Source organism: Vibrio mangrovi, from assembly GCF_024346955.1.
Lineage (GTDB): Bacteria > Pseudomonadota > Gammaproteobacteria > Enterobacterales > Vibrionaceae > Vibrio > Vibrio mangrovi.
Window position 1 is genome coordinate 21,350 of record NZ_AP024883.1, and the last position, 23,327, is coordinate 44,676.

Below are 23,327 nucleotides of genomic sequence, written 5' to 3' on the forward strand. Positions count from 1 at the left end.
TATCGGTTGGGTTCCATAAATAAAGAGCGAACTATGAAATTTACCATTGAACGTAGCAATTTGATTAAACCGCTTCAGCAGGTATCCGGAACGGTTGGCGGACGGACAACTCTGCCGATCCTTGGCAATTTGTTGCTGGCGGTTGAAGGTGACATGCTTATGCTGACGGCCACCGATCTGGAAGTTGAACTGGTGGGTAAAGTCGCTTTGGAAGGGGATGTGGAAACCGGCAGTGTTACGGTACCTGCCCGGAAATTCCTCGATATCTGCCGGGGTTTGCCCGATGATGCTGTGATTTCTGTTTTACTCGATGGTGATCGGTTACAGATTCGTTCCGGACGCAGCCGGTTTTCTCTGGCGACTCTGCCGGCAAAAGATTTTCCAAATATTGAAGACTGGCAGAGCGAGCTGTCACTGACTTTATCGCAGGCTGATCTACGTGGCCTGATCGAAAAAACTCAGTTTTCAATGGCAAATCAGGATGTTCGCTATTATCTCAATGGTATGTTGTTTGATATTGAAGAGACAACATTGCGCTCGGTGGCAACCGATGGTCACCGGATGGCTGTCGCTCAGGTTGAATTGCCTGAATCATTGGCGGCCCAACAAATAATTGTTCCGCGCAAAGGTGTTCTGGAACTGGTAAAATTGTTGGATGCGCCGGAACAGCCGGTTATCGTACAAATTGGTAGTGCCAACGTCCGTGTTGAAGTTAATCAGTTTATTTTTACTTCAAAATTGATTGATGGGCGTTTTCCTGATTATCGTCGGGTATTGCCGCAGAGTACCAATAAAATGTTGGTTGCATCCTGTGATGTATTGCGTCACGCGTTTTCCCGCGTTGCCATCCTGTCGAATGAGAAATTCCGTGGTGTACGTCTGAACGTTGACGGTAATGAGATGCGGATTACAGCAAATAACCCGGAACAGGAAGAAGCAGAAGAAGTGCTGGATGTTAATTTTGACGGAGACTCGATAGAGATCGGTTTTAACGTCAGCTATGTTCTGGATGTCCTGAATACTCTGAAGTGCGATAATGTGCGGATTTCTATGTCGGATTCGAATGCCAGTGCTTTGATCGAAAATGTTGAAGACGATAGTGCAATGTATGTCGTCATGCCGATTCGGTTATAAGTCTGATCGGATGAATTCGTCTTTAACGATAGATTGTCTTTAAGATTGATTGAAGTATGCCTCTTTCGCGCTTAATGATTCAGCAGTTTAGGAATATCAAAGCCTGTGATATCTCATTATCATCAGGCTTTAACTTTCTTATCGGCGCGAACGGAAGCGGCAAAACCAGTGTCCTTGAAGCGATTTATATGCTGGGACACGGGCGTTCCTTCAAGAGTAATTTAACCGGCAGAGTGATTCAGAATGAGTGCCAGGAACTGTTTGTTCACGGCCGTTTTTTGAACCCGGACCAAATTGAGATACCTGTCGGCATTAATAAGCAGCGTGATGGCTCAGTTGAGGTTAAAATAGGGGGTCAGTCCGGGCAAAAACTGGCTCAGCTGGCACAGGTGCTTCCCTTGCAATTGATTCACCCGGAGGGCTTTGAGCTACTTACGGATGGTCCGAAGCAACGGCGGGCATTTATCGACTGGGGTGTGTTTCATTCCATTGCGGCTTTTTTTGATGCCTGGGGGCGCTTTCGTCGTTTGAGTAAGCAACGTAACGCATTGCTCAAGACGGCGACAGACTACCGGGAGCTTAAATACTGGGATGCGGAACTTTCGCTTCTTGCCGAGCAGATTGATGCATGGCGTGCGGATTATGTGGCCCAGATTAAGCCGGTGGCAGAGACACTTTGCCGGTCATTTTTACCGGAATTTGAAATCCAGTTACAATATTACCGTGGCTGGGAAAAAGAGACGTTATATCAGACGCTTCTCGAAAGAAATTTTGAACGCGATAAAATGTTAGGCTACACGTTCAGTGGCCCGAACAAAGCGGATTTAAGAATAAAAGTGAACGGCACACCGGTTGAAGATGTGTTGTCCCGTGGTCAGCTCAAGCTGATGGTTTGCGCCCTGCGGGTTGCACAAGGGCAACATTTGACATCGTTAACCGGTAAACAATGTATTTATCTCATTGATGATTTTGCTTCCGAGTTGGACAGTGAGCGTCGTAAAAGACTGGCTGACTGTCTGAAAGCGACCGGAGCACAAGTTTTTGTAAGTTCTATTACCCGGGATCAGGTGAATGACATGTTAATGTCGGACAGCAGGTTGTTCCATGTGGAACAGGGCCGGATAGAGCAAGGATAAAAAATAAAGAGAGTAACTCATGTCGAATAATTACGATTCATCGAGTATTAAAGTACTGAAAGGTCTGGACGCAGTAAGAAAGCGTCCGGGGATGTACATCGGCGACACGGATGATGGTACGGGCCTGCACCACATGGTCTTTGAGGTGGTGGATAACTCAATTGATGAAGCGTTAGCGGGTTACTGTAAAGATATCATTGTGACGATTCACGAAGATAACTCTGTATCTGTCAGTGATGACGGACGTGGTATTCCGACCGAACTTCACGCGGAAGAGAACGTTTCTGCGGCAGAAGTTATCATGACGGTGCTGCACGCCGGCGGGAAATTTGACGATAACTCATATAAAGTTTCCGGCGGATTGCACGGTGTGGGTATTTCTGTGGTGAATGCACTGTCTGAAAAAGTTGTGCTGACGATTCACCGTGGTGGCCAAATCCATACCCAGACTTATCATCATGGCGTACCTCAGGCACCATTGGCTGTGGTCGGTGAAACTGAAAAATCAGGAACGACGGTTCGTTTCTGGCCGAGTAATGAAACATTTACTAATGTCGAGTTCCACTACGAAATTCTTGCCAAGCGTCTGCGTGAGCTTTCTTTCCTCAACTCTGGTGTTTCGATCAAGCTGAGTGACGAGCGTGATAGTAAGCAGGACCACTTCATGTATGAAGGGGGAATTCAGGCATTTGTTTCTCACCTGAACCGCAATAAAACCCCGATTCATGAAAGAGTGTTCCACTTCAATCAGGAACGGGAAGATGGCATCACGGTTGAAGTCGCAATGCAGTGGAATGATGGTTTCCAGGAAAGTATTTACTGCTTTACCAACAACATTCCTCAGCGGGATGGCGGAACCCACATGGCAGGTTTCCGGGCTGCACTAACACGGACACTGAACTCATTCATGGATAAAGAAGGTTTCAGTAAGAAAGAGAAAACAGCGACATCCGGAGATGATGCCCGTGAAGGTTTGACCGCCGTTATTTCCGTGAAAGTTCCAGATCCTAAATTCTCCAGCCAGACCAAAGACAAACTGGTTTCTTCAGAAGTGAAATCTGCGGTTGAAACTACGATGGGTGAAAAACTAGCTGAGTTTCTGATTGAAAACCCGAATGAAGCCAAAATTGTTTGTTCGAAAATTATCGATGCAGCCCGTGCCCGTGAAGCGGCGCGGAAAGCGCGTGAGATGACTCGGCGTAAAGGTGCATTGGATCTAGCCGGCTTGCCGGGGAAACTGGCGGACTGTCAGGAAAAAGATCCGGCTCTTTCTGAACTGTATATTGTGGAGGGTGATTCGGCTGGTGGCTCTGCCAAACAAGGCCGGAACCGGAAAAATCAGGCGATTCTGCCGCTGAAAGGTAAAATCCTCAACGTTGAAAAAGCCCGCTTTGATAAAATGCTGTCTTCTCAGGAAGTCGCAACTCTGATCACTGCTCTGGGCTGTGGTATTGGCCGGGATGAATATAACCCGGATAAACTGCGTTATCACAATATCATCATCATGACCGATGCGGACGTCGATGGTTCTCACATCCGTACGTTGCTGCTGACTTTCTTCTACCGCCAGATGCCCGAGTTGATCGAGCGCGGTTATGTGTATATTGCTCAGCCACCACTATATAAAGTGAAAAAAGGTAAACAAGAGCAGTACATTAAAGATGAAGATGCGATGAATCTGTATCAGATTTCACTGGCACTGGATGGTGCATCTTTCCACGTGAATCCCGATGCTCCTGCTCTGGCCGGAGAAGCTCTGGAAGGGTTGGTTCAGCGTTATAATTCAGCAATGAAGCTGATTGACCGTATGAGTCGCCGTTATCCTCATGCCCTGGTTGGTGAGTTTGTTTATGTGCCTCGTCTGACTGAAGCTGATTGTGCTGATGAAGCGAAAGTTGAAGCCTGGACCAAGCAGTTGATTGAGCAGCTCAATGCCAAAGAAGTTGGTGCAAGTCAGTACAGCTATTCAGTTGAACAGCATGAGGAAACTGGTATTTATTCGCCGAAAGTGACAGTTCGGACTCATGGTGTGACTTATGAGTATGCGCTGAGTGTCGATTTGCTCAATTCGAAAGAGTACGGCTCGCTGGCTGCATTATCCGAGGAATTGAACGGACTGATTGAAGATGGCGCCTATATTCAACGTGGTGAACGGACTCAGCCGGTCAGCAGCTTTGCTGAAGCAATTCAGTGGCTGGTTAAAGAATCCCGCCGTGGTTTGTCATATCAGCGATACAAAGGTCTGGGTGAGATGAACCCTGATCAGTTGTGGGAAACAACCATGGATCCTGAAACGCGCCGCATGATGCAGGTGACGATTGAAGATGCCGTTGGTGCCGATGAACTGTTTACCACTCTCATGGGTGATCAGGTTGAACCACGCCGGGCCTTTATCGAAGATAATGCGCTGAAAGTAGCGAATCTGGACGTGTAATTATTTCAAAAAAGGGTCCCGGAAGGGACCCTTTTCTGCTACGGATAGATTGAAATTTGATAGACCCATTCATATCCATCTGCGTTACATTTAGGCGAATTGTTATTAGAGTTTCCGGTAATTATCCAAACCTGTTTATTCGATGTTAGTGCAGTTAGAGCGATAGAAAACATCTGTTTTCTTTGATCCGATACAGTGTCTTCACTAATAATAAAAAAAGGATTCGGATTCTGTTGTGTGCTATTGCCACAGTCATGCCATGTTGCATTTTCAAATCTAATTAGTGTTTTATTCCCATCTGCTACTTTTATTTCTGCTATTTTATCTAGCTGGCTCCAAGCTAATGCTGCCTGGCAATAGAAGAAAACAAAGACTGCCAGTAATACTTTTTTGATCATTTATTACACCTTTATACCTATGTTTATTATTAGTGAGTTATATATTAATACAATGTTTTTCTGAAATCCTACTTGAAATTAATTTTAATACCCTTATATCTATGAATGAAGAGGATGCCTTATTGGACCTCTGGATTGGATAGCAACCTTGCTCTGATGAGAAGGTAAGTTTATCCGGAACAAGACTGTTCGCTCTCTGGGTCATCTGAACAGAAAGTTGAACAAAACAATCATATGCAAATAAGCATGATAACTATTGCTTCATAGCGAGGATAGGATATGAGAACCATCGATTTCACACCTTTATACCGTAATGCCATTGGTTTTGACCGTCTGTTTAATTTAATGGAAGCCGCCAATACTAAAAATGGCTCTTCAGGTTATCCGCCATACAACATTGAACAAAAAAACGAAAATCAGTATCGGATCACGATGGCTGTTGCCGGGTTTGCTGAACCGGAGCTGGATATTACCCAACAGGAAAATACCCTGATTGTTCGTGGTGAACGTAAACCTGAAGATGAGAAAACATATATCTACCAAGGAATTGCAGAACGTAATTTCGAACGCAAATTCCAGTTGGCTGATTATGTCAAAGTTGTGGGTGCGACCATGGAAAATGGCCTGCTACATGTTGATTTAGAACGGGAAATTCCTGAAGCAATGCAGCCACGCAAAATTGCAATTAACGGTAAAAACCTGATCGAAAATAAATAATTATTTTCCGCAGGGAAAGTTGTGAAAGAGCGCCATCCGGCGCTCTTTTTGATCTGTCTGGAAGTTTGTCATGGCCTGACATTGTTGTTCCTGCCTTTGTGTTTCTTCATTACAAAAAACATTTAATCCCGTGTAATAAATTCCCATCCTGTCCGTCTAATAAAAACAGAACTGTTGAGTGACGGCGAATTCAAAACATTCGTCCTGGCTGGTGTTGCCATTAAGCGATACAGTTTGATAAAGGCTAAAAAACAACCAACGCGAATCAGGGTATGGAAGGATAGCTTATGTTGATCAGGAAAAAACCACAGCTTACGGAAGCTGATGTTACACCGGAAGCCATTTACCGGGCCCGCCGGAAATTTATGCAAGGATCTCTGGCTCTTGGAGCCAGCGTGATGCTCCCATCGCTGTCTGTAGAAGCTAAACCCGGTCAGGACGCGGGGGATTTTCAGCCGGAAGCACCACAATGGCTGAAACAGCAATTGAGTGATGCTCAGGCAAATCAGCAGGTCATCAGTGATCCTTTAACGCCTTATAAAGACGTGACACAGTACAACAATTTCTATGAATTCGGGTACAGCAAAAGCGATCCGGCTGATGAGAGTGATACTTTTCAGCCATTTCCGTGGCAGGTGGAAATCGGTGGAGAAGTTGCTAAGCCGGGGACGTATCATTTAGAAGATTTACTGAAAGGCATCACACTGGAAGAGCGCATTTACCGACTACGTTGTGTGGAAGCCTGGTCAATGGTTATTCCCTGGATCGGTTTTCCTTTAGCCACGTTACTCAAACGGTTTGAGCCAACCAGCAAAGCGAAGTATGTCGCTTTTACTACCGTGGAACGTCCTGAGCAGATGCCGGGACAGAAGAGTCTGTTCAGTTCGATTGACTGGCCTTATGTTGAAGGATTGAGAATTGATGAAGCCATGCATCCGCTGACAATGATTGCCGTTGGTTTATATGGAAAAACACTACCGAATCAGAATGGTGCGCCATTCCGGCTGGTGGTGCCGTGGAAATATGGTTTTAAAAGTATCAAATCAATTGTCAAAATTGAGCTGACAGAACAACAGCCACCGACTACCTGGAATCTGCTGGCGCCGCATGAGTACGGATTTTATGCCAATGTGAACCCACAGGTCGACCATCCGCGCTGGAGTCAGAAAAAAGAGCGGCGTCTGCCATCGGGTCTGTTACGGCCGAATATTATTCCGACCCAACTGTTTAACGGTTATGACGAAGTCGCTTCTCTGTATCAGGGAATGGATTTGTCGCGTTATTATTAGGAGAGCAACATGCCGGTTACTTTACGTCGTATTGTGATTTTTATTCTGGGGTGTGCGCCGGTATCGTTGCTGATATGGGGAATCGTTAACCAGAGTCTGGGAGGTGATCCGGCTAAAACCATCGTACTGGAAACCGGCTTGTGGACGCTGCGTTTTCTGCTGATCACGCTGACCGTTTCGCCTTTGGTCCGGCATCTGAAGTGGCGCTGGCTGATGACGCACCGCCGGATGCTGGGACTCTTTGCTCTGTTCTATGGATTGCTGCATCTGCTGGCATACTATCAGTTCATTCTGGGCGGTAATCTGGCTTTTTTAGGGGCGGAGATCGTCAAGCGTCCTTATATTCTGGTGGGTGCACCGGCGCTGCTGATTCTGATTGCTTTAGGTATAACATCTACCAAAGGCTGGATGAAACGGCTGGGGAAACGCTGGCAGACGCTACACAGGCTGGTTTATGTTGCGTTGATTCTGGGTTGGATTCATTTGTTCTGGCAGGTCCGTTCAAGCTATTACGAAGCCGCACTTTACGGTTTTCTCGGAGGACTGTTGCTCAGTTTTCGAATGCCGCAGTGGTGGAATTTCTGGCAGTCCCGTTTTCGGCGTCGGATCAGTTCCCAAACCCATCATCAGTAAGCGTATTACCTGAATCTCGCGGGCAACTTTTTGCTCGCTGGGCAAGATCTTGCTCGACTCTGGGCAACTTTTTGCTCATACTTATTTGTTTGTTTTTATAAGTTATTGATTTTTAATGTTTGCACAGTTGGCATAGCCTTTGCTCTTATTCAGTCATAGTGTCGTTCGGCTCAGAACGACAAAACGACTGATAATTGAAGGAATTACACTATGCCAACTCCATGTTATATCTCAATCGAAGGTGAAACTCAGGGACTGATTACCGCAGGTGCCTGTACAGCTGATTCTATCGGTGACTCTTTTGTTGAAGGTCACGAAGACGAAATGATGGTTCAGCAGTTTGACCACGTTGTGACTGTCCCAACTGACCCTCAGTCTGGTCAGCCATCCGGTCAGCGTGTTCACAAGCCATTCAAATTCACTGTGAACCTGAACAAAGCTGTTCCTCTGCTATATAACGCGCTGTCTTCAGGTGAAAAAATGTCTGCTGTAACGCTGAAGTGGTACCGCACTTCAATCGAAGGCAAACAAGAAAACTTCTTCACTACAACACTTGAAAACGCAACTATCGTTGACATCAAGTGTGAAATGCCACACTGCCAGAACCCAGCAGACGCAGATTTCACTCAGAATCTGACTGTATCTATGTCTTACCGTAAGATCACCTGGGATCACGTTAACGCTGGTACTTCTGGTGCTGACGACTGGCGTAAACCAGTCGAAGCTTAATTGTCTGATACGCAGGTACGTGATGTGCCTGCGCGGCAATGCTTTGATTGTCTTGTTGCTCACCTGTTGGTGGGCAACATTATTTTGACTAATATTGTTTTTTCTTCTCAGATATTCTCTTCTGTTACCACATCAATTGATTCATGGATACAAAATGATACGAGCGTATCGGGCTACAGATATTGATCGGATTCTGGAAATCTGGTTTGCGGCTTCGCTTCAGGCTCATCACTTTATTGCGCCTGAGTTCTGGCAGTCTCAGCTTGAAAATATGCGTCATCTCTATCTTCCTGCTGCGGAAACTTACCTCTATGAACAGGATTCGGAAATTGTCGGCTTTTGCTCATTATATGAAAATAATCTGGCTGCAATTTTTGTGATTCCGGAAAAGCAGGGGCAAGGCATTGGTAAGCAGTTACTCACCCACGCCAGAAGTTGCAGAGAGTCTTTAACGCTGACGGTATATCAGGCCAATGAAGCGAGTTACCAGTTTTATCTCTCTCAAGGCTTCAAGGTGATCGGTGAACAGGTCGATGAGCATACCGGATGTCCTGAATATCTGATGTACGGCTAATTTTTTGCAATCGGGATCCTTTTGTGAGGATATTCTTTTGTAGGTATAGTTTGCAGCAATACACCCGGAGATATGGAATCAGAATGAAACAACAGGAAGTGACTACATATTATCTTGAAATGCACTCTGCGGAAGAGTTGAATGCAAAGCCTCAGCCTGAAGGGCTCGAAGTTATTGAAGCGGAAGTAAAAAATTACCGTTTTAACCGTTATCTCTATCAGTTAGTCGGAGAACCCTGGCAATGGCGGGATAAGCTGATGCTTTCCGATCACGAATGGCAGGCATATGCTGAATCTCCACAAGTGAGAACCTGGTTTGCTTTAAGTCAGGGAAGTATTGCCGGTTATTACGAGTTGCAGCAACAGGCTGGCGGGAATATCGAAATTGCTTACTTCGGGTTGTCTCCGGATTTTATGGGGCAGGGATTTGGCGGATATCTGCTGACTCATGCACTGAAGTCTGCATGGAACTGGGATGACCCGCAGCGGGTTTGGGTACATACCTGCACCCTTGATCATGAATATGCGTTAGCGAATTATCAGGCAAGAGGGATGAAAATTTATAAGAAAACCGCATCGTAGCTGTTTATAAAATAAAGGAGAGGTCAGTCAGCCTCTCCTCTCAGTACTTAAGCACTTTCCTGATATGCCTTCTCAATTTCTTCAGCGATGATGGCAATTCCTTTCTGCATTTGTTCGTCATCCTGCACGTAGTTCATGCGTAAACACTGATGAGCGTGATCCCATTCTTCCTGCTGGCCGATAAAGAAATATTCGCCGGGAATCACCAGTACACCACGGTTTTTCAAGCGCTGATATAGTTCCATGGTGGTGATCGGGAGTTCGTCAAACCACAGCCAAAGGAAAATCGCCCCTTCCGGTTTGTGGATGCGGAAACGTGGATCGGGAATTGCCTGTTGCAGCAGTTCAATCGCCCGCAGAGATTTCTGCCGATAGAACGGTTGAATCACGTCAGCGCTAAGGCGCAGCAGATCGCCCTGTTCAATCATATAGTTTGCAACGGTCGGGCCAATACCACCGGGAGAAAGGCTGATAATGCCGTTCAGATTACTCAGTGCCTGAGTAATCTTCTCATTGGCAATTACAATACCGCAGCGAACGCCCGGCAGGCCAAGTTTTGACAGGCTCATACACAGAATGGTGTTGTCGTTCCAGAACGGTTTGACATCTTCAAAGATGATATTCGGAAACGGCAGGCCATAAGCATTATCAATGATGAGCGGAATATTGTGCTGGCGCGCCAGCTGATCCAGCTTGTGAATTTCCTCATCGGTCAGCACATTGCCGGTCGGATTGGTCGGACGGGAAGCACAAATGGCGGCAATCGAATCATCCACCTGCAAGTGTTCGAAATCGACATGGTATTTAAACAAACCGTTATCGAGTATTTCGATTTCTGGTTTATAGGAGATAAAGATATCTTCATCGATACCGGCATCACCATAACCGATATATTCCGGGGCCAGTGGCAGCAGAATTTTCTTATGTGAGCCGTCCGGTTGAGTACCAGTCAGCAGATTAAACAGATAAAAAAATCCACTCTGGCTGCCGTTGGTCAGACTGATGTTTTTCTCGCTGATATCCCAGCCGAGTGTTTCTTTCAGCAGGGCTGCCAGTGAGCAGAGAAAGGTATTTTTTCCCTGAGGACCATCGTAGTTTGCCATTGCGGCAACCAGTTCGCCGCTATCGAGCAGCGACTGACTCGCCTGATGAAAATAATCGAGCATGGTTGGAATGGCTGCCGGGTTTCCGCCCCCGAGCATAATGGCTCCGGGAGTACGGAGGCCAGTATTCAGATCATCCATGAGCTGAGTGATACCTGAGTATCGGTTAAATTTTTCACCAAACGAAGAGAACTGCATGACGGAGTTACCTGATATGTTTTTTGTAATAGGAAAGAATCGCTTTTCGTTACGGATATGGTGCCGGTGAGCCAGAGTATTGGCTTTATCGATAAGTCCCACAACAGGCATCATACCTGACTTAACCGTAATGATTTTTGTCTGAAAAGCAACTCTTACCTCTTTATTTCTCTCCTTCACTGCTGCGGGAGGTTTCTCTACCGGTTTTCCGGCGGAGCATGTTATATGCGCTACTCTGTCTCCGAGAGCGAGCTGAGATAATGCCGCCAGCCACCCAAATGGCTGATATCTTCTGCATTGCTAAGGCCGATCGGTTCACAGATAAAGCCTTTCACCCAGTCACCTCCTTTCAGCTCCACGCTTCCCAGACCGAGCGGATGTGGAATCTGACTGAGCAGAGTGCCGATTGCCTGAACCGGAACCGACCAGACTTCAACCTCAATCGCTGTTCCTTCGGTTTCACTGCGGATCAGACCGGGGCGTTTGGGTGGATCGCCGGCCAGAGCATACAGGAGGTAGCTCGACGCGGTGCGGGTGCGTTGTTTGAGTGTCGCACCAATACCTGTGAGCTGGTGGTTGAGAGGTAATCCCTGCATATGTGCACCACAGACCAGCAGATCAATATGTGTATTCCGGGACGGATACTGGCCGCTGGCGCCGACAGGCAAATGGATGCGTTGTTGCCATTGGCTGGCCAGATCCATCAGCATTCTATCGGAGAATGCCGGACCAAATAGTGTAAAGCCGAACGGCATGTCAGCGTCGGTGAATCCGCCCGGAATTGCGATCGCACAGTAATCGAGTAAGTTCATGAAATTAGTGTAGTAGCCGAGATTGCTGTTGAGAGTCACCGGATCCTGATTGACATGATCAATGGTGTAAGTGGTGCCAGTGGTCGGTGTGAGCACGACATCAACATTTTCCAACAAAGCATCACAGGCCACTTTGTAGTCCTGTAATTGATATAAACCCCGGAAGGTATCAACAGCTGATAACTGCTCTGCCTGACCGATTATTGTCTGAATCACTGGCAGGCAGCGCGAGGAATCCTGTTCGAAAAACTCTTCAATTGCAGCATAGCGTTCAGCGACCCAAGGTCCCTGATACAGCAGTCTGGCTGCGGCGAGAAACGGAGATAAGTCAAAAGGAACCAGTTCTGCGCCAAGGGCTGTCAGTTTTTCCTGCACTTGCTCGAAACAGGCCTGATAAGCCTGATCGCCGAAAAAATTCAGTTGGTCTGGCAGAGGCACTCCAATACGCAATCTCTGAAACGTAGCTTTCGGAGCGGTGCTGACAGGATAAATATCCGGCCGGGCGTAGCTGTCCCGGCGATCATAAGTTGCAGCTACCTGATGTAGCAGTGCCAGATCTTCTCCGTGACCGGTAAAGAAGGTGACACAGTCCAGACTGCGGCAGGCCGGAACCACACCACTGCAACTGAGCAGCCCTTTGGTCGGTTTCAGTCCATAGATGTTATTGAAAGCCGCCGGAACCCGGCCGGAACCTGCGGTATCCGTTCCCAGCGCAAACAAAGCCTGACCGGTTGCCACAGCCACGGCACTACCGGCGCTGGAGCCGCCGGAAATATAGTCGGGATTAAAGCTATTGGTCGTTGCTCCCCACGGACTGCGTGTCCCGACCAGCCCGGTCGCAAACTGATCCAGATTGGTCTTTCCCAGCGGAATCGCTCCGGCTGCGATCAGGAGTTCGACCACAAACGCGGAGTTTTCCGGATGGTAGCGATACGCTTCGCACCCGGCGGTTGTCGTCAGTCCGGCCAGATCGATATTATCCTTAATGGCAAAAGGAACGCCGTACAGCGGGAGTTCATCTACATCATAGGCAGACAATGCGTCGAGGTATTGATCGAGTTGTGCTGCGGTCAGTGTGCTGATCCAGGCATGGTGTGTGTCAGCCTGAGCCTGCATCAGTTGTTCGTGTAAGAAGGTGCGTACCGAGAGTTTTCCGCAACGGTACGCCTCCTGTAATTGTGCAATGGTGAGGATTGAAGTCATCACTTAGCTTCCTTGCATCATTAAACGGGTTGAGTGGTTAAGCAGGCAGAATCCGCCGTACGAATGGTTAAAATGGGCTGACCTGCCTGAACCGGTGAGCCTGAGGTATGGCAAATGGTTGCAACGGTGCCGCCGACGGGTGAAGTGACTTCCAGCTCCATTTTCATCGCTTCGAGCACAGCAACCGTCTCACCTGCTGCAACGGTTTGGCCGGGTTGTACCAGTATTTGCCAGATATTACCGGTGACATGACTTTCAACGGCTTCACAACCTTCATCAGGAACCCAGCTCTCAGCCGGGGTTTCCAATGTGACATCTTCAGCAATGAAATTCGCCTGTCCGCTGTCGGCCCAACGTTGTCTTTCAGCCTCGAAAGCCTTCTGCTGGCGGGACTTACACTGTTCTATCGCTTCGGCATTGTTTTCGATCAGCGTGTGATAATCAGCCAGTGAAAAGGTGGTAGTTTCGATTTTTAACGGATACTGACCCCGCGGATGCTGCTGACGAATGGTCTGTAATTTTTCCGCACTGACCGGATAGAAACGGATCTGGTCAAAAAAGCGCAACAGCCAGGGTTGTTGGAAATAAGGTGTGCTCCGGTAGCGGTTCCACATTTGCAGGGTTCGTCCGACAAACTGATAACCTCCCGGACCTTCCATGCCATAGACACACAGATATGAGCCGCCGATTCCGACGGCATTTTCAGGCGTCCAGGTCCGGGCCGGATTATATTTGGTGGTGACCAGCCGGTGACGCGGATCCAGCGGCGTTGCGACCGGTGCGCCGAGATAAACGTCGCCCAGTCCCATAACCAGATAGCTGGCCTCAAAAACAATCTGTTTGACTTCATCAACAGATTTCAGACCGTTAATACGGCGGATAAACTCGATATTATCCGGACACCAAGGCGCATCCTTCCTGACCACTTCTTCGTATTTGCGAATCGCCAGCCGGGTCGCTTCATCATCCCAGGACAAGGGCAGATGAACAATCCGGGCCGGAACCGTCAATTGGTCAATATCACCTAACTGTTGTTCTAATCCGATTAATGTGTCGAGAAGCTGCTTACGTGGTAAATGCAGATTGTCATAGTGGATTTGTAGGGAACGAATCCCCGGAGTCAGTTCCTGAACTCCGGGTAGTTTGAGCTGTTCCAGACTGAGCATCAGGGCGTGAACGCGAAAACGCAGACGGATGTCCAGCACCTGCGGGCCGTATTCCACCAGCAGGAAATCTTCACCGCACTGACGGTAGACGACCTGTTCCTGATTTGCTGTCGCCGGGATTTCAGCCACAATCGGTGTGTCTGGCTGTCCGGGAGTGAATGAATAGGATTCGACCTGACACTGGCGGATCTGAGCATGTTGCCTCTGCTCGGCCTCTTCCGCTTCTGCCAGAGAAACCGGTACAAAGCGGATTTTATCTCCGGCTTTGAGCTGGCCGATTTTCCATAAGTCAGCTTTTATCACCGTCGCCGGGCAGACAAATCCGCCAAGGCTGGGACCGTCCGGTCCGAGAATCACCGGCATATCTCCGGTAAAATCGATGGTGCCGATCGCATAAGCGTTGTCGTGAATGTTGGACGGGTGCAGACCTGCTTCTCCGCCGTCCGGACGGGCCCAGTCCGGTTTTGGGCCAACTAAACGGACGCCGGTGCGGCTGGAGTTGAAATGCACCGTCCAGCTGGCAGCAAAGAATGCCTGAATATCATCATTGGTGAAAAAATCCGGTGCACCATGCGGGCCATACATGACATGAATCTGCCAGCTGTCGGATAGTTCCGGCAGTATCACCGGGTGTTCTGCGGCGCTGTCGGATTTGCTGACTGACGGATCGAAGTGCAGCACATCTCCGCTACGCAGTGCGCGTCCGGTATGACCGCCGAACTGACCTAATGTAAAGGTTGATTTGCTGCCGAGATAATTCGGACACTGAAAACCGCCTTCCACCGCCAGATAGCTCCGGGCTCCCGGACCGGTGATTTTGCCGAGTCGTAAGGTTTGCCCGGCATGAACCTGAGTGATTACTCCCATTTCCAGTGGCTTGTTATCCAGTGTCGCCTGAATGGTTGCACCAGTCAGGACAATCTGTCTGGTCATGTTGAACCGGAGTGTCGGGCCGGTGACGATGATTTCCAGCCCGGCGCAAGTTTCATCATTATGTAGTAACTGGTTTGCCAGCCGGAAGCTGAGGGAATCCATTGGCCCGGACGGTGGAACCCCGACATGCCAGTAACCCTGACGGCCCGGATAATCCTGAATCGTAGTCTGAGTGCCGCCATTGAGAATATCGACGGTCTGCGGCTGATAAACAAAGTGATCGAGACTACGGGTCAGAATTTTGCCTTCCCGGAACAGCGGGGTCTGAATCAGCTGTTGCAGATAACACAGGTTATGCTCCAGACCATACAAACTGATTTGACTGAGCGCCTGCTCCATGCGGGCCAGAGCCTGAGCGCGATCGTCTCCGTGGACGATAATTTTTGCCAGCATCGGATCAAAGTATGGGGAGACTTCGACTCCTGCTTCAATCCAGTGTTCGATACGCAAACCGGGCAGTTGCGGCCATTCGACATGACTGAGTAATCCGGCACTGGGCTGGAAGTTTTTATGCGGGTCTTCAGCATAGAGGCGGACCTGAATCGCGTGACCATTAGGCTGTCTGTCGTTTTGCCACGCCGATAGATCGAGAGTTCCCGCCCCTTGGCGCACCATCCACTCGACCAAATCGATACCGAATACTTCTTCTGTCACACCGTGCTCTACCTGTAAGCGAGTATTCACTTCCAGAAAATAGAAATCTTCGCTTTGCTGATCGAGAACGAACTCAATCGTCCCGGCACTGCGATAGTTGACAGTGGCGGCCAGCCTGATGGCGGTCTGGCGGAGTGCCTGACGGGTTGTCTCGCTCAGATTCGGTGCCGGTGTTTCTTCAATGACTTTCTGATTGCGGCGCTGTGCCGAGCAGTCCCGTTCACCGAGAGCAATCACCTGTCCTTGCCCATCCCCGAAAATCTGGACTTCAATATGGCGGGCCTGTTCGATAAATTTTTCTAAGAAAATACCGCTGTGACTGAAATTGTTTTCGCTGAGTCGCCGGACGGAATCGAGAGACTGAGCCAGCTCCGCAGCATTATCACAGCGCTGCATACCGATGCCGCCGCCACCAGCGGTACTTTTCAGCATCACCGGATACCCGATTTGTTCTGCCTGTATCTGTGCATCCTCAAGGTTGTTAATCAGATCACTTCCCGGCAGCAGAGGCACACCGGCTTGTGAAGCAATCGCCCGGGCAGAGTGCTTCAGACCAAAGATGGTCATTTGTTCCGGCGTCGGGCCGAGAAAAGAGATTTCAGACTGTTCACATAAGGTGACAAACGCCGGGTTTTCACTCAGAAAACCGTAACCGGGATGAATTGCATCCGCGCCACAGGATTTCGCCAGCGCGATGATTTTCTGCTGATCGAGATAAGTGGCGGCCGCTGCTCCTTCTCCGAGAGAGTAGGCTTCATCAGCCTGAAGGACATGCAGACTTTCAGCATCCGCTTCACTGTATACCGCGACACTGGTGATATTCATCTGTTTCAGTGTTCTGATAATCCGGCAGGCTATCGCACCGCGGTTGGCAATCAATACCTTATTCAACATAAGTTATTCCGTCGTTTTCGGGTCGTCCCGGCTGGTATTGTGAGCGGAATCGGGGTCGTCCCCGGCTCAGATTTTCAGACTGGCTGGGTTCAGGCGTCCCAGACCAACACTTCTATCGGGGTTGGATTGTAGGCATTACACGGATTGTTTAGTTGCGGACAGTTAGAAATCAGCACAATGACATCCATGGCTGCTTTCAGTTCGACATATTTGCCCGGCGCACTGATACCGTCTTCAAAGGTCAGGCCGCCGGATTCTGTGATCGGGACATTCATAAAGAAATTGATATTGTGGGTAATATCGCGTTTCGTCATGCCGAATTCTTCATGTTCGCTGACAGCCAGCAGCCAGCTATCGCGGCAGGCATGCATACATTTCTTGTCGGTGGCATAGCGAACGGTATTGCTCTCGGTCGCACAGGCACCGCCCAGCGTATCGTGACGGCCACAGGTATCGGCGACGATTTCCAGCATCAGATTGCCCTGATCGGAGAGTATCCGGCTCCCGGCAGTCAGGTAGACATTGCCCTGTTCACGAATGGTATCAATCGCGCTGTAGCGTTCTGCCGGGTCGTTGGCGCTGTAAAACAGTGTGTCTGCGGCCTGATTGCCTTCCAGATCGAGGATCCGGACCGTTTGTCCCTGATAGACGACTTTCATGTAGTAGTCACCGGCCGGAACGGTATCGCGGCGAAATGCATCTTCAGCTTTTAGTGGACTTTCAATAATCATCAGAATACCTCCTGAGGGGATATGCAGTGGTAGCGGCGGTTATTTTCAAGACCGCGTTGATTCTCTTCTTTTCCATGAGTGGGTTGTGGCAGGATGACGGTTTCACTGGATTTGGTCAGTGTCAGTTGCACCGGCTTAAACGGATATTCCGCAGCGGGGTTAAGCGGATGCGGGCAAGTGGTCAGGATGACCAGTGTTTCCATCTCGAAATGCAGCGCGATAGTATCGCCGGGCTGACTGTGGTGTTCCACATAGCTCAGATTACCCGCAGCATCGGTGCGAACCTGACTGAACAGATTCAGGTTGGCTGCCAGATCCCGTTTTCCGAGGCCATATTTGGCAACTTCGACTAACAGTGCATCATAACCGTTCTGTTTCCATTGGTTTCGGTCGGTCTGATAGGTCCGTTCTCCCCATTTCTGGGTAACGCTGGCTTTATTGGCAACCCCGCAAACCGTATCGATCCATCCGGTATCATCGTGAATGACACGGCAAAAAATTCGTCCCATATCAGAGTAGAGACAGTGACCGGCGGTAAGTTTAAAGGTGTGCTGGCACTTGAGTGTATCCGGAGCATTGTAGCGTTCGAGCAGGTTTGCCGGATTGTAAAACAGCAGACTCAGATTCGCGCCGCCTTCCATATCGGTTGCCGTCAGCGTATATCCGCGTGGTATTTTCATTGACCAGTGAGATGCGCCGGGAATGATTTCGGTAAAGATAATATCGGGTTCTGAAAGTTCAGTTGGTATTGCATAAGACATAATTTCGCTCCTCAGATTGCGTCGGCAATTGGTTGTATCGTCGGGCTGAACGATTCGGTCAGCGATTGCAGAGTCTGGGCTGGCCGGGCTGCGGTTTTATGTAAAGGAATATCAAAGGTGACCTGTGCGCCGTAGCGTTCCGGAGACTGTGGATCGAGACGCGGATGGTCAAATACCCAGATCCGGCTGCCGAGATGGAAACCTTCGCTCAGGTCGTGAGTAATCATGAATACGGTCAGGTGTTGCTCCTGCCACAGCTCCCGCACCAGTTCATGCATGTCTTTGCGGATGCCGGGATCCAGTGCGCCAAACGGTTCATCAAGCAACAGAATACGAGGCTGTTTCACCAGCGACTGAGCAATGGACAAGCGCTGACGCATCCCGCCGGAAAGCTGGTGGGGATATTGATGTTCGGCATGACTCAGTCCTACCTGTTCCAGCATGGTGCAGGCTTGTTGCCGGGCTTGTTGCCGCTGGCGGCCAAAAGCTCGTCCCAACAGACGTCCACTGAACTGAGAGTTGCCGAATTCCAGCCCGATCATGACATTTTCCAAAACGGTCAGATGTGGAAAGACCGAATATTTCTGAAAAACAATGCCCCGCTCGACGCCCGGTTCCTGCCGGAGTGGCTGACCATCCAGCAGGACTTCTCCCCGGCTGACCGGCTCTGTTCCCAGTAGCAGATTGAGAAATGTCGTTTTGCCGCAGCCGGAGGCGCCGACAATACTGACAAATTCTCCTTCGTTTACGTTCAGATTGAGCCGTTCAAGGACGATATTGTCGCCATACTCTTTCCACAGGTTGCGGATTTGCAGCATCGGTTCTTTCATTGACTTACCCTCCCTGAGTCTGATGATGCCAGGGACTGAGCCACCGGGAGAGTTGCCTGAGCAGCCAGTCCATCATAAAGGCCAGCAGTGTAATCCACAGCACATAAGGCAGAATGATGTCCATCGACAGGTAACGCCGGACCAGAAAAATCCGGTATCCGAGACCTTCAGTGGCGACAATAGCTTCGGCTGCAATCAGAAATAGCCAGGCACTACCCAGTGTCAGCCGGACTGCGTCGATCAGATGTGGCAGGATTTGCGGGATAATCACGCGGACAATAATTTGCCAACTGTTACCTCCCAGAGTCTGTGCTTTGATTAGCTGTTCTTCTGGTAGTGACTGGGTTTTCAACTGGATATCACGAATGATGATCGGGCAGATACCAATTACGATCAGAGTAATTTTGGAGACTTCTCCCAGCCCCAGCATGATGAACAGAATGGGGAGGATCGCCATTGGCGGGATCAGGGAAATCGCGGTAACAAGCGGTGATAACGAAGACCTGATCAGGGGGAGAATGCCATTGGCGACCCCAAAGCAGAGACCGATGAGTGCGCTCAGTCCGACACCGATACCCAGCCGTTGCAGGCTGGTCAGGGTATCGTTGAGCAGCAGATACTCTCCGGTCCGTTTACTCGGTGTGAATGCCATCCGTTCAACGGCAGTGGTGAAACTGCCAAAAGAGGGCAGCAGTTTGTCTGCCGGATTAACGCTCAGGCGGGCATCTGAGGCGACAAGATAGATAATAAGGACGATTACAAAGGGAAAAGCCCCTAACATCAGACGCAGTAACGGTGATGGTTTCCGGTTAATGAGTCGGGTCATAACTACTCCAGATCCACAGTTCGTCGGCTTCGGTTCATGGTTACAGTTTGTGTTCGGCGGCCATTTTCATGTAGGCCGGATTGAAGCGGAGTCGGATATTGTCTGAATTACCATACACACCCGCCGGGGTTTCGATCCCGATAAAGGTGGCATCCGGTGCTCCTTCGCCCAGCAGACCGTGGTCAAAAGAGAACTGCGCGACTTTCTGCATGGTTTTCATCAGCGAAACACTGTCGGTAAATTGCACGGCATCGGCAGGAGAGAAGAACATTCTGGTCGCTTGTAACTGAGCGTTATAGCCTGCCAGATCGGTGCCGGATGCTTTTGCCATGACAGTTTTGGCTGCATCGGCTTTATCCTGTGAGTTCATTACTGACATCACTTCATACCATGCGCCGGTCAGGGCTTTGGCAAACTTAGGGTTGTCTTGCAGGGTTTTGGTATTGGCGACCAGCAGGTCGATAATTTCTCCGGGAATTTTGGCTGAGTTGAATACCAGTGAAGTTTTGGGCAGCGCAGTAATTTCGCTCAGTAACGGATTCCAGGTGACAACTGAAGTGACATCCGGTGTCTGGTAGGCCGCCACAATATCCGCATCGGAGGTGTTGACGACATGGACATCCTGTTCTGACAATCCGACCGCTTCGAGTGCCCGGGCCATCAGATAGTGTGACACACTGAGTTCGACCAGATTGATATTCTGACCTTTGATGTCAGCCAGCGTTTTATGATCACCTTTTAAGATGATGCCGTCATTGCCATCGGAAAAGTCACCCACGATTAACGCGGTTGAATCTACACCACTGGCTGCCGGAATTGTCAGAGCATCCATATTGGTCATCACGGTTGCATCGAACTGTCCTGCGGTGTACTGGTTAATTGATTCAACATAGTCGTTGACCTGAACGACGTTGATTTTAATTCCGTATTTATCGGCCCACTTTTTCAGAATGCCGGATGAATCGGCGTAATCCCACGGCATCCAGCCGACATAAATTGACCATGCCAGCGTAAATTGTGATTTTTCTTCGGCAGATGCCGGGCTGGAAAGTGTGAGGGAAGAAAGTAGTGTGACAGATAAAGCCAGGGCCGTGAGATAAGGTTTCAGGAAAAATTTCATAGACCACCTCCACTGTGGGTCATTGGTATGAACAAGCGCATCAGAGACATAACCAATAATATTGGTTGGCCTCCCGGGCTTTTGTCCCGCCGTGTGACCTCAGTTGAGGTTGATATCTCTCGGACCAGTCACTGCCGTGGCAGCCGGAACCCTAGACATCTATTTGACAAATTGTGGTTAGAAATACTACTGCATTATGCTCTTCGCAACTAACAAGAAAGAACAGCAAAGGACATGCCAATAGATAAATTTATATAAATAACAATTAGTTATGCTATTTTACCTATTCTGAGTATGGTGGAACAATCACCATGCTGGTGCATTTTTACACAATTTTGGTGCGTAATGTATAAAAAAGCCCTGAATCAACAGGGCTTTGCAATCATTGTGTTTATCTGAACTGATTATTTCTGCAATACTGAAATATCAGCAATTTCTAAGAATAGGTTACGCAGATTGTTCAGTAGCGTCAGACGGTTGAGTTTCAGGGCTTCATCATCGGCCATCACCATGACATCTTCGAAGAAAGCATCGACCGGTTCTCTCAGTGCTGCCAGCTGACTCAATGCCGACTGATAGTCACCGTTGGCAAATGCCGGTTCCAGAGCTTCACTCAGTACGGCAACATTTTCTGCCAGTGCAACTTCAGCACTTTCCTGAAGCAGTGCCAGATCGACTTCTTCTGCCAGTTCTCCGTCAAACTTTGCCAGAATATTACCAACCCGTTTATTGGCCGCAGCCAGTGATTCGGCAGCTTCCAGCGTACGGAAATGAGAAACGGCCTTAACCCGTTGATCAAAGTCGGCAGGTTTGGTCGGATGGCGGGCCAGTACGGCCTGAATGACATCGACACTGAAACCTTCATCCTGATACCAGGCGCGGAAACGGCCCAGCATGAATTCGATCACATCGCTTTCTACATTTGTGTTGGTGAGTTTGTCGCCGAACTGTGCTTTCGCTTCTGCAACCAGATCAACCAGATCCAGATGATAGCCGTTTTCGACGATAATCCGCAGAATACCCAGAGAAGCACGGCGCAATGCATATGGGTCGGAGCCTTTCGGTGCCTGACCGATACCGAAAATTCCCACAATCGTGTCCAGTTTATCTGCAATTGCAACAGCGGATGAGATGCCATTGCTTGGCAGACTGTCACCGGCAAAGCGTGGCATGTACTGTTCATTCAGTGCCAGTGCAACTTCTTCGGCTTCTCCGTCATGGCGTGCGTAATGCATTCCCATGATTCCCTGCGTGTCGGTAAATTCAAATACCATTGAGGTCATCAGGTCACACTTTGCCAGTAGTGCAGCGCGGGTTGCTTTGTCGATATCTGCACCGATACTTTTCGCAACATAACCGGCCAGCACGGCAATCCGGTCGGTTTTATCTCTGATGCTACCCAGTTGTTTCTGGAAGATCGCGGTATCCAGTTCTGGCAGACGATCGATCAGCGGACGTTTGCGGTCGGTATTGAAGAAGAACTCGGCATCAGCCAGACGCGGACGCACAACCTTCTCGTTACCTTCGATAACATGGCGTGGTTCTTTCGATTCAATATTGGAGACGAAAATAAACTTCGGCAGCAAGTTGTTATTCTGGTCGTAAACCGGGAAGTACTTCTGGTCACCTTTCATGGTGTATACCAGCGCTTCAGAAGGAACTTTGAGGAATTTTTCCTCGAAAGATGCCGTCAGAACAACCGGCCATTCCACCAGTGATGTTACTTCTTCAACCAGATCTTCTTCCAGATCGGCGGTTCCGCCAACGGCTGCGGCAGCTTTCTGCGCATCAGCAACGATGATTGCTTTACGGGCTTCGTAATCAGCCATCACTTTGCCGCGTTCCTGCAGAATTTCAGGATACTGACTGGCCGAATCGATGGTGAATTCTGCTTCACCCATAAAACGGTGACCACGGATTGTACGGCCGGACTGAACGCCCAGAATCTCGCCTTCGATTAGTGTGTCATCCAGCAACATAGTCAGGGTTTTGACCGGGCGGATAAACTGAGTGTCTTTGTCTCCCCAGCGCATTGGTTTGGCGATCGGCAGATTAGACAATGCTTTTGCTGCCAGATCGGCAACCAGTTCCTGTGCTGCTTTGCCTTTGACTTCCTGCTTGAACAGCAGCCATTCACCTTTATCGGTTGCCAGACGTTCCGCCTGAGCGACGGTAATGCCGTTACCACGCGCCCAGCCTTCCGCTGCTTTGGTCGGATTGCCGTCGGCATCGAATGCAGCAGAAACCGCCGGCCCACGTTTTTCGACGACTTTATCCGGCTGATTTTCTGCCAGCGCGGAGACTTTCAGCGCCAGACGACGTGGCGTGGCGTACCACTGCATCGCATCATAAGGTAAATCAGCAGCTTTAAGCTCGTCCTGAAAGTTGGTGTAAAAGGCTTCTGCCAGAGTGCGAAGCTGTGTTGGCGGGAGTTCTTCCGTTCCCAGTTCAATTAAAAATTCTTTAGCCAT

At 49.2% G+C, this 23,327-nt stretch carries 19 protein-coding genes and 1 riboswitch; of the genes, 9 read left to right on the top strand and 10 right to left on the bottom strand.

The genetic code is table 11. The features are described 5' to 3' along the window. The first annotated feature begins 33 nt into the window (after positions 1-33). Genes dnaN through gyrB form a run of 3 tightly spaced genes read left to right on the top strand, consistent with a single transcriptional unit; the run spans position 34 to position 4,704 of the window. A complete protein-coding gene (gene dnaN / locus OCU74_RS00105; protein ID WP_087482712.1) occupies positions 34-1,134 on the top strand; it encodes a DNA polymerase III subunit beta in 1,101 nt (366 codons plus the stop codon). A gap of 56 nt (positions 1,135-1,190) precedes the next feature. Beyond that, complete coding sequence (gene recF / locus OCU74_RS00110) at positions 1,191-2,270, top strand: DNA replication/repair protein RecF (protein WP_087482713.1); 1,080 nt, start codon at positions 1,191-1,193, stop codon at positions 2,268-2,270. A 19-nt stretch (positions 2,271-2,289) separates the two neighbouring features. Then, on the top strand, positions 2,290-4,704 hold the full coding sequence (gene gyrB / locus OCU74_RS00115) for a DNA topoisomerase (ATP-hydrolyzing) subunit B (RefSeq protein WP_087482714.1): 2,415 nt from the start codon (positions 2,290-2,292) through the stop codon (positions 4,702-4,704). Between the two features lie 38 nt (positions 4,705-4,742). Here the strand turns inward: gyrB and OCU74_RS00120 are convergent, their stop codons facing one another. Continuing rightward, positions 4,743-5,102, bottom strand: coding sequence for a hypothetical protein (locus OCU74_RS00120; RefSeq protein ID WP_087482715.1), 360 nt, complete (start codon positions 5,100-5,102; stop codon positions 4,743-4,745). 279 nt (positions 5,103-5,381) lie between these two features. Here OCU74_RS00120 and OCU74_RS00125 point away from each other — a divergent pair, with 279 nt between their 5' ends. The 6 genes from OCU74_RS00125 (at position 5,382) to OCU74_RS00150 (ending at position 9,625) form a co-directional block, all read left to right on the top strand. Beyond that, positions 5,382-5,819: an Hsp20 family protein gene (locus OCU74_RS00125; RefSeq protein WP_087482716.1), complete on the top strand. Its 438-nt coding sequence runs from the start codon at positions 5,382-5,384 to the stop codon at positions 5,817-5,819. A 287-nt stretch (positions 5,820-6,106) separates the two neighbouring features. Further along, positions 6,107-7,108 carry a protein-methionine-sulfoxide reductase catalytic subunit MsrP gene (gene msrP, locus OCU74_RS00130; protein ID WP_087482717.1) on the top strand — a complete coding sequence of 334 codons (1,002 nt, stop codon included), beginning with the start codon at positions 6,107-6,109 and terminating at the stop codon, positions 7,106-7,108. A 9-nt stretch (positions 7,109-7,117) separates the two neighbouring features. After that, positions 7,118-7,741 (top strand): protein-methionine-sulfoxide reductase heme-binding subunit MsrQ, encoded by a 624-nt coding sequence (locus OCU74_RS00135; protein ID WP_087482718.1) that lies wholly within the window; start codon positions 7,118-7,120, stop codon positions 7,739-7,741. A 210-nt stretch (positions 7,742-7,951) separates the two neighbouring features. Continuing rightward, on the top strand, positions 7,952-8,470 hold the full coding sequence (locus tag OCU74_RS00140; RefSeq protein WP_087482719.1) for an Hcp family type VI secretion system effector: 519 nt from the start codon (positions 7,952-7,954) through the stop codon (positions 8,468-8,470). A gap of 154 nt (positions 8,471-8,624) precedes the next feature. Beyond that, on the top strand, positions 8,625-9,044 hold the full coding sequence (locus OCU74_RS00145; RefSeq protein WP_087482720.1) for an N-acetyltransferase: 420 nt from the start codon (positions 8,625-8,627) through the stop codon (positions 9,042-9,044). An 83-nt stretch (positions 9,045-9,127) separates the two neighbouring features. Then, on the top strand, positions 9,128-9,625 hold the full coding sequence (locus OCU74_RS00150) for a GNAT family N-acetyltransferase (protein ID WP_087482721.1): 498 nt from the start codon (positions 9,128-9,130) through the stop codon (positions 9,623-9,625). A 47-nt stretch (positions 9,626-9,672) separates the two neighbouring features. Here OCU74_RS00150 and OCU74_RS00155 read toward each other — a convergent pair whose 3' ends face one another. The 9 genes from OCU74_RS00155 to glyS all read right to left on the bottom strand — a co-directional run bounded on the left by OCU74_RS00155 (position 9,673) and on the right by glyS (position 23,327). Continuing rightward, positions 9,673-10,926 (bottom strand): valine--pyruvate transaminase, encoded by a 1,254-nt coding sequence (locus tag OCU74_RS00155; protein ID WP_087482785.1) that lies wholly within the window; start codon positions 10,924-10,926, stop codon positions 9,673-9,675. 230 nt (positions 10,927-11,156) lie between these two features. Further along, a complete protein-coding gene (gene atzF, locus OCU74_RS00160) occupies positions 11,157-12,941 on the bottom strand; it encodes an allophanate hydrolase (RefSeq protein WP_087482722.1) in 1,785 nt (594 codons plus the stop codon). 20 nt (positions 12,942-12,961) lie between these two features. Next, complete coding sequence (gene uca / locus OCU74_RS00165; RefSeq protein ID WP_087482723.1) at positions 12,962-16,588, bottom strand: urea carboxylase; 3,627 nt, start codon at positions 16,586-16,588, stop codon at positions 12,962-12,964. 89 nt (positions 16,589-16,677) lie between these two features. After that, positions 16,678-17,319 carry an urea amidolyase associated protein UAAP2 gene (locus OCU74_RS00170; RefSeq protein WP_087482724.1) on the bottom strand — a complete coding sequence of 214 codons (642 nt, stop codon included), beginning with the start codon at positions 17,317-17,319 and terminating at the stop codon, positions 16,678-16,680. Next, complete coding sequence (locus OCU74_RS00175; RefSeq protein ID WP_087482725.1) at positions 17,319-18,080, bottom strand: urea amidolyase associated protein UAAP1; 762 nt, start codon at positions 18,078-18,080, stop codon at positions 17,319-17,321. Before OCU74_RS00175 ends, OCU74_RS00170 begins: the two co-directional genes overlap by 1 nt. An 11-nt stretch (positions 18,081-18,091) precedes the next feature. Continuing rightward, positions 18,092-18,910, bottom strand: a complete 819-nt coding sequence (locus OCU74_RS00180; protein ID WP_087482726.1) for an ABC transporter ATP-binding protein — start codon at positions 18,908-18,910, stop codon at positions 18,092-18,094. Positions 18,911-18,914: 4 nt separating this feature from the next. Beyond that, a complete protein-coding gene (locus OCU74_RS00185; protein ID WP_087482727.1) occupies positions 18,915-19,736 on the bottom strand; it encodes an ABC transporter permease in 822 nt (273 codons plus the stop codon). Positions 19,737-19,776: 40 nt separating this feature from the next. Then, entirely contained in the window at positions 19,777-20,856 is a 1,080-nt protein-coding gene (locus OCU74_RS00190) for a putative urea ABC transporter substrate-binding protein (protein ID WP_087482728.1), read from the bottom strand. A 68-nt stretch (positions 20,857-20,924) separates the two neighbouring features. Continuing rightward, positions 20,925-21,022: riboswitch (guanidine-I (ykkC/yxkD leader) on the bottom strand. A gap of 238 nt (positions 21,023-21,260) precedes the next feature. Beyond that, the gene (glyS, locus tag OCU74_RS00195; protein WP_087482729.1) at positions 21,261-23,327 is read right to left on the bottom strand and encodes a glycine--tRNA ligase subunit beta; all 2,067 of its coding nucleotides are present in this window, start codon (positions 23,325-23,327) and stop codon (positions 21,261-21,263) included.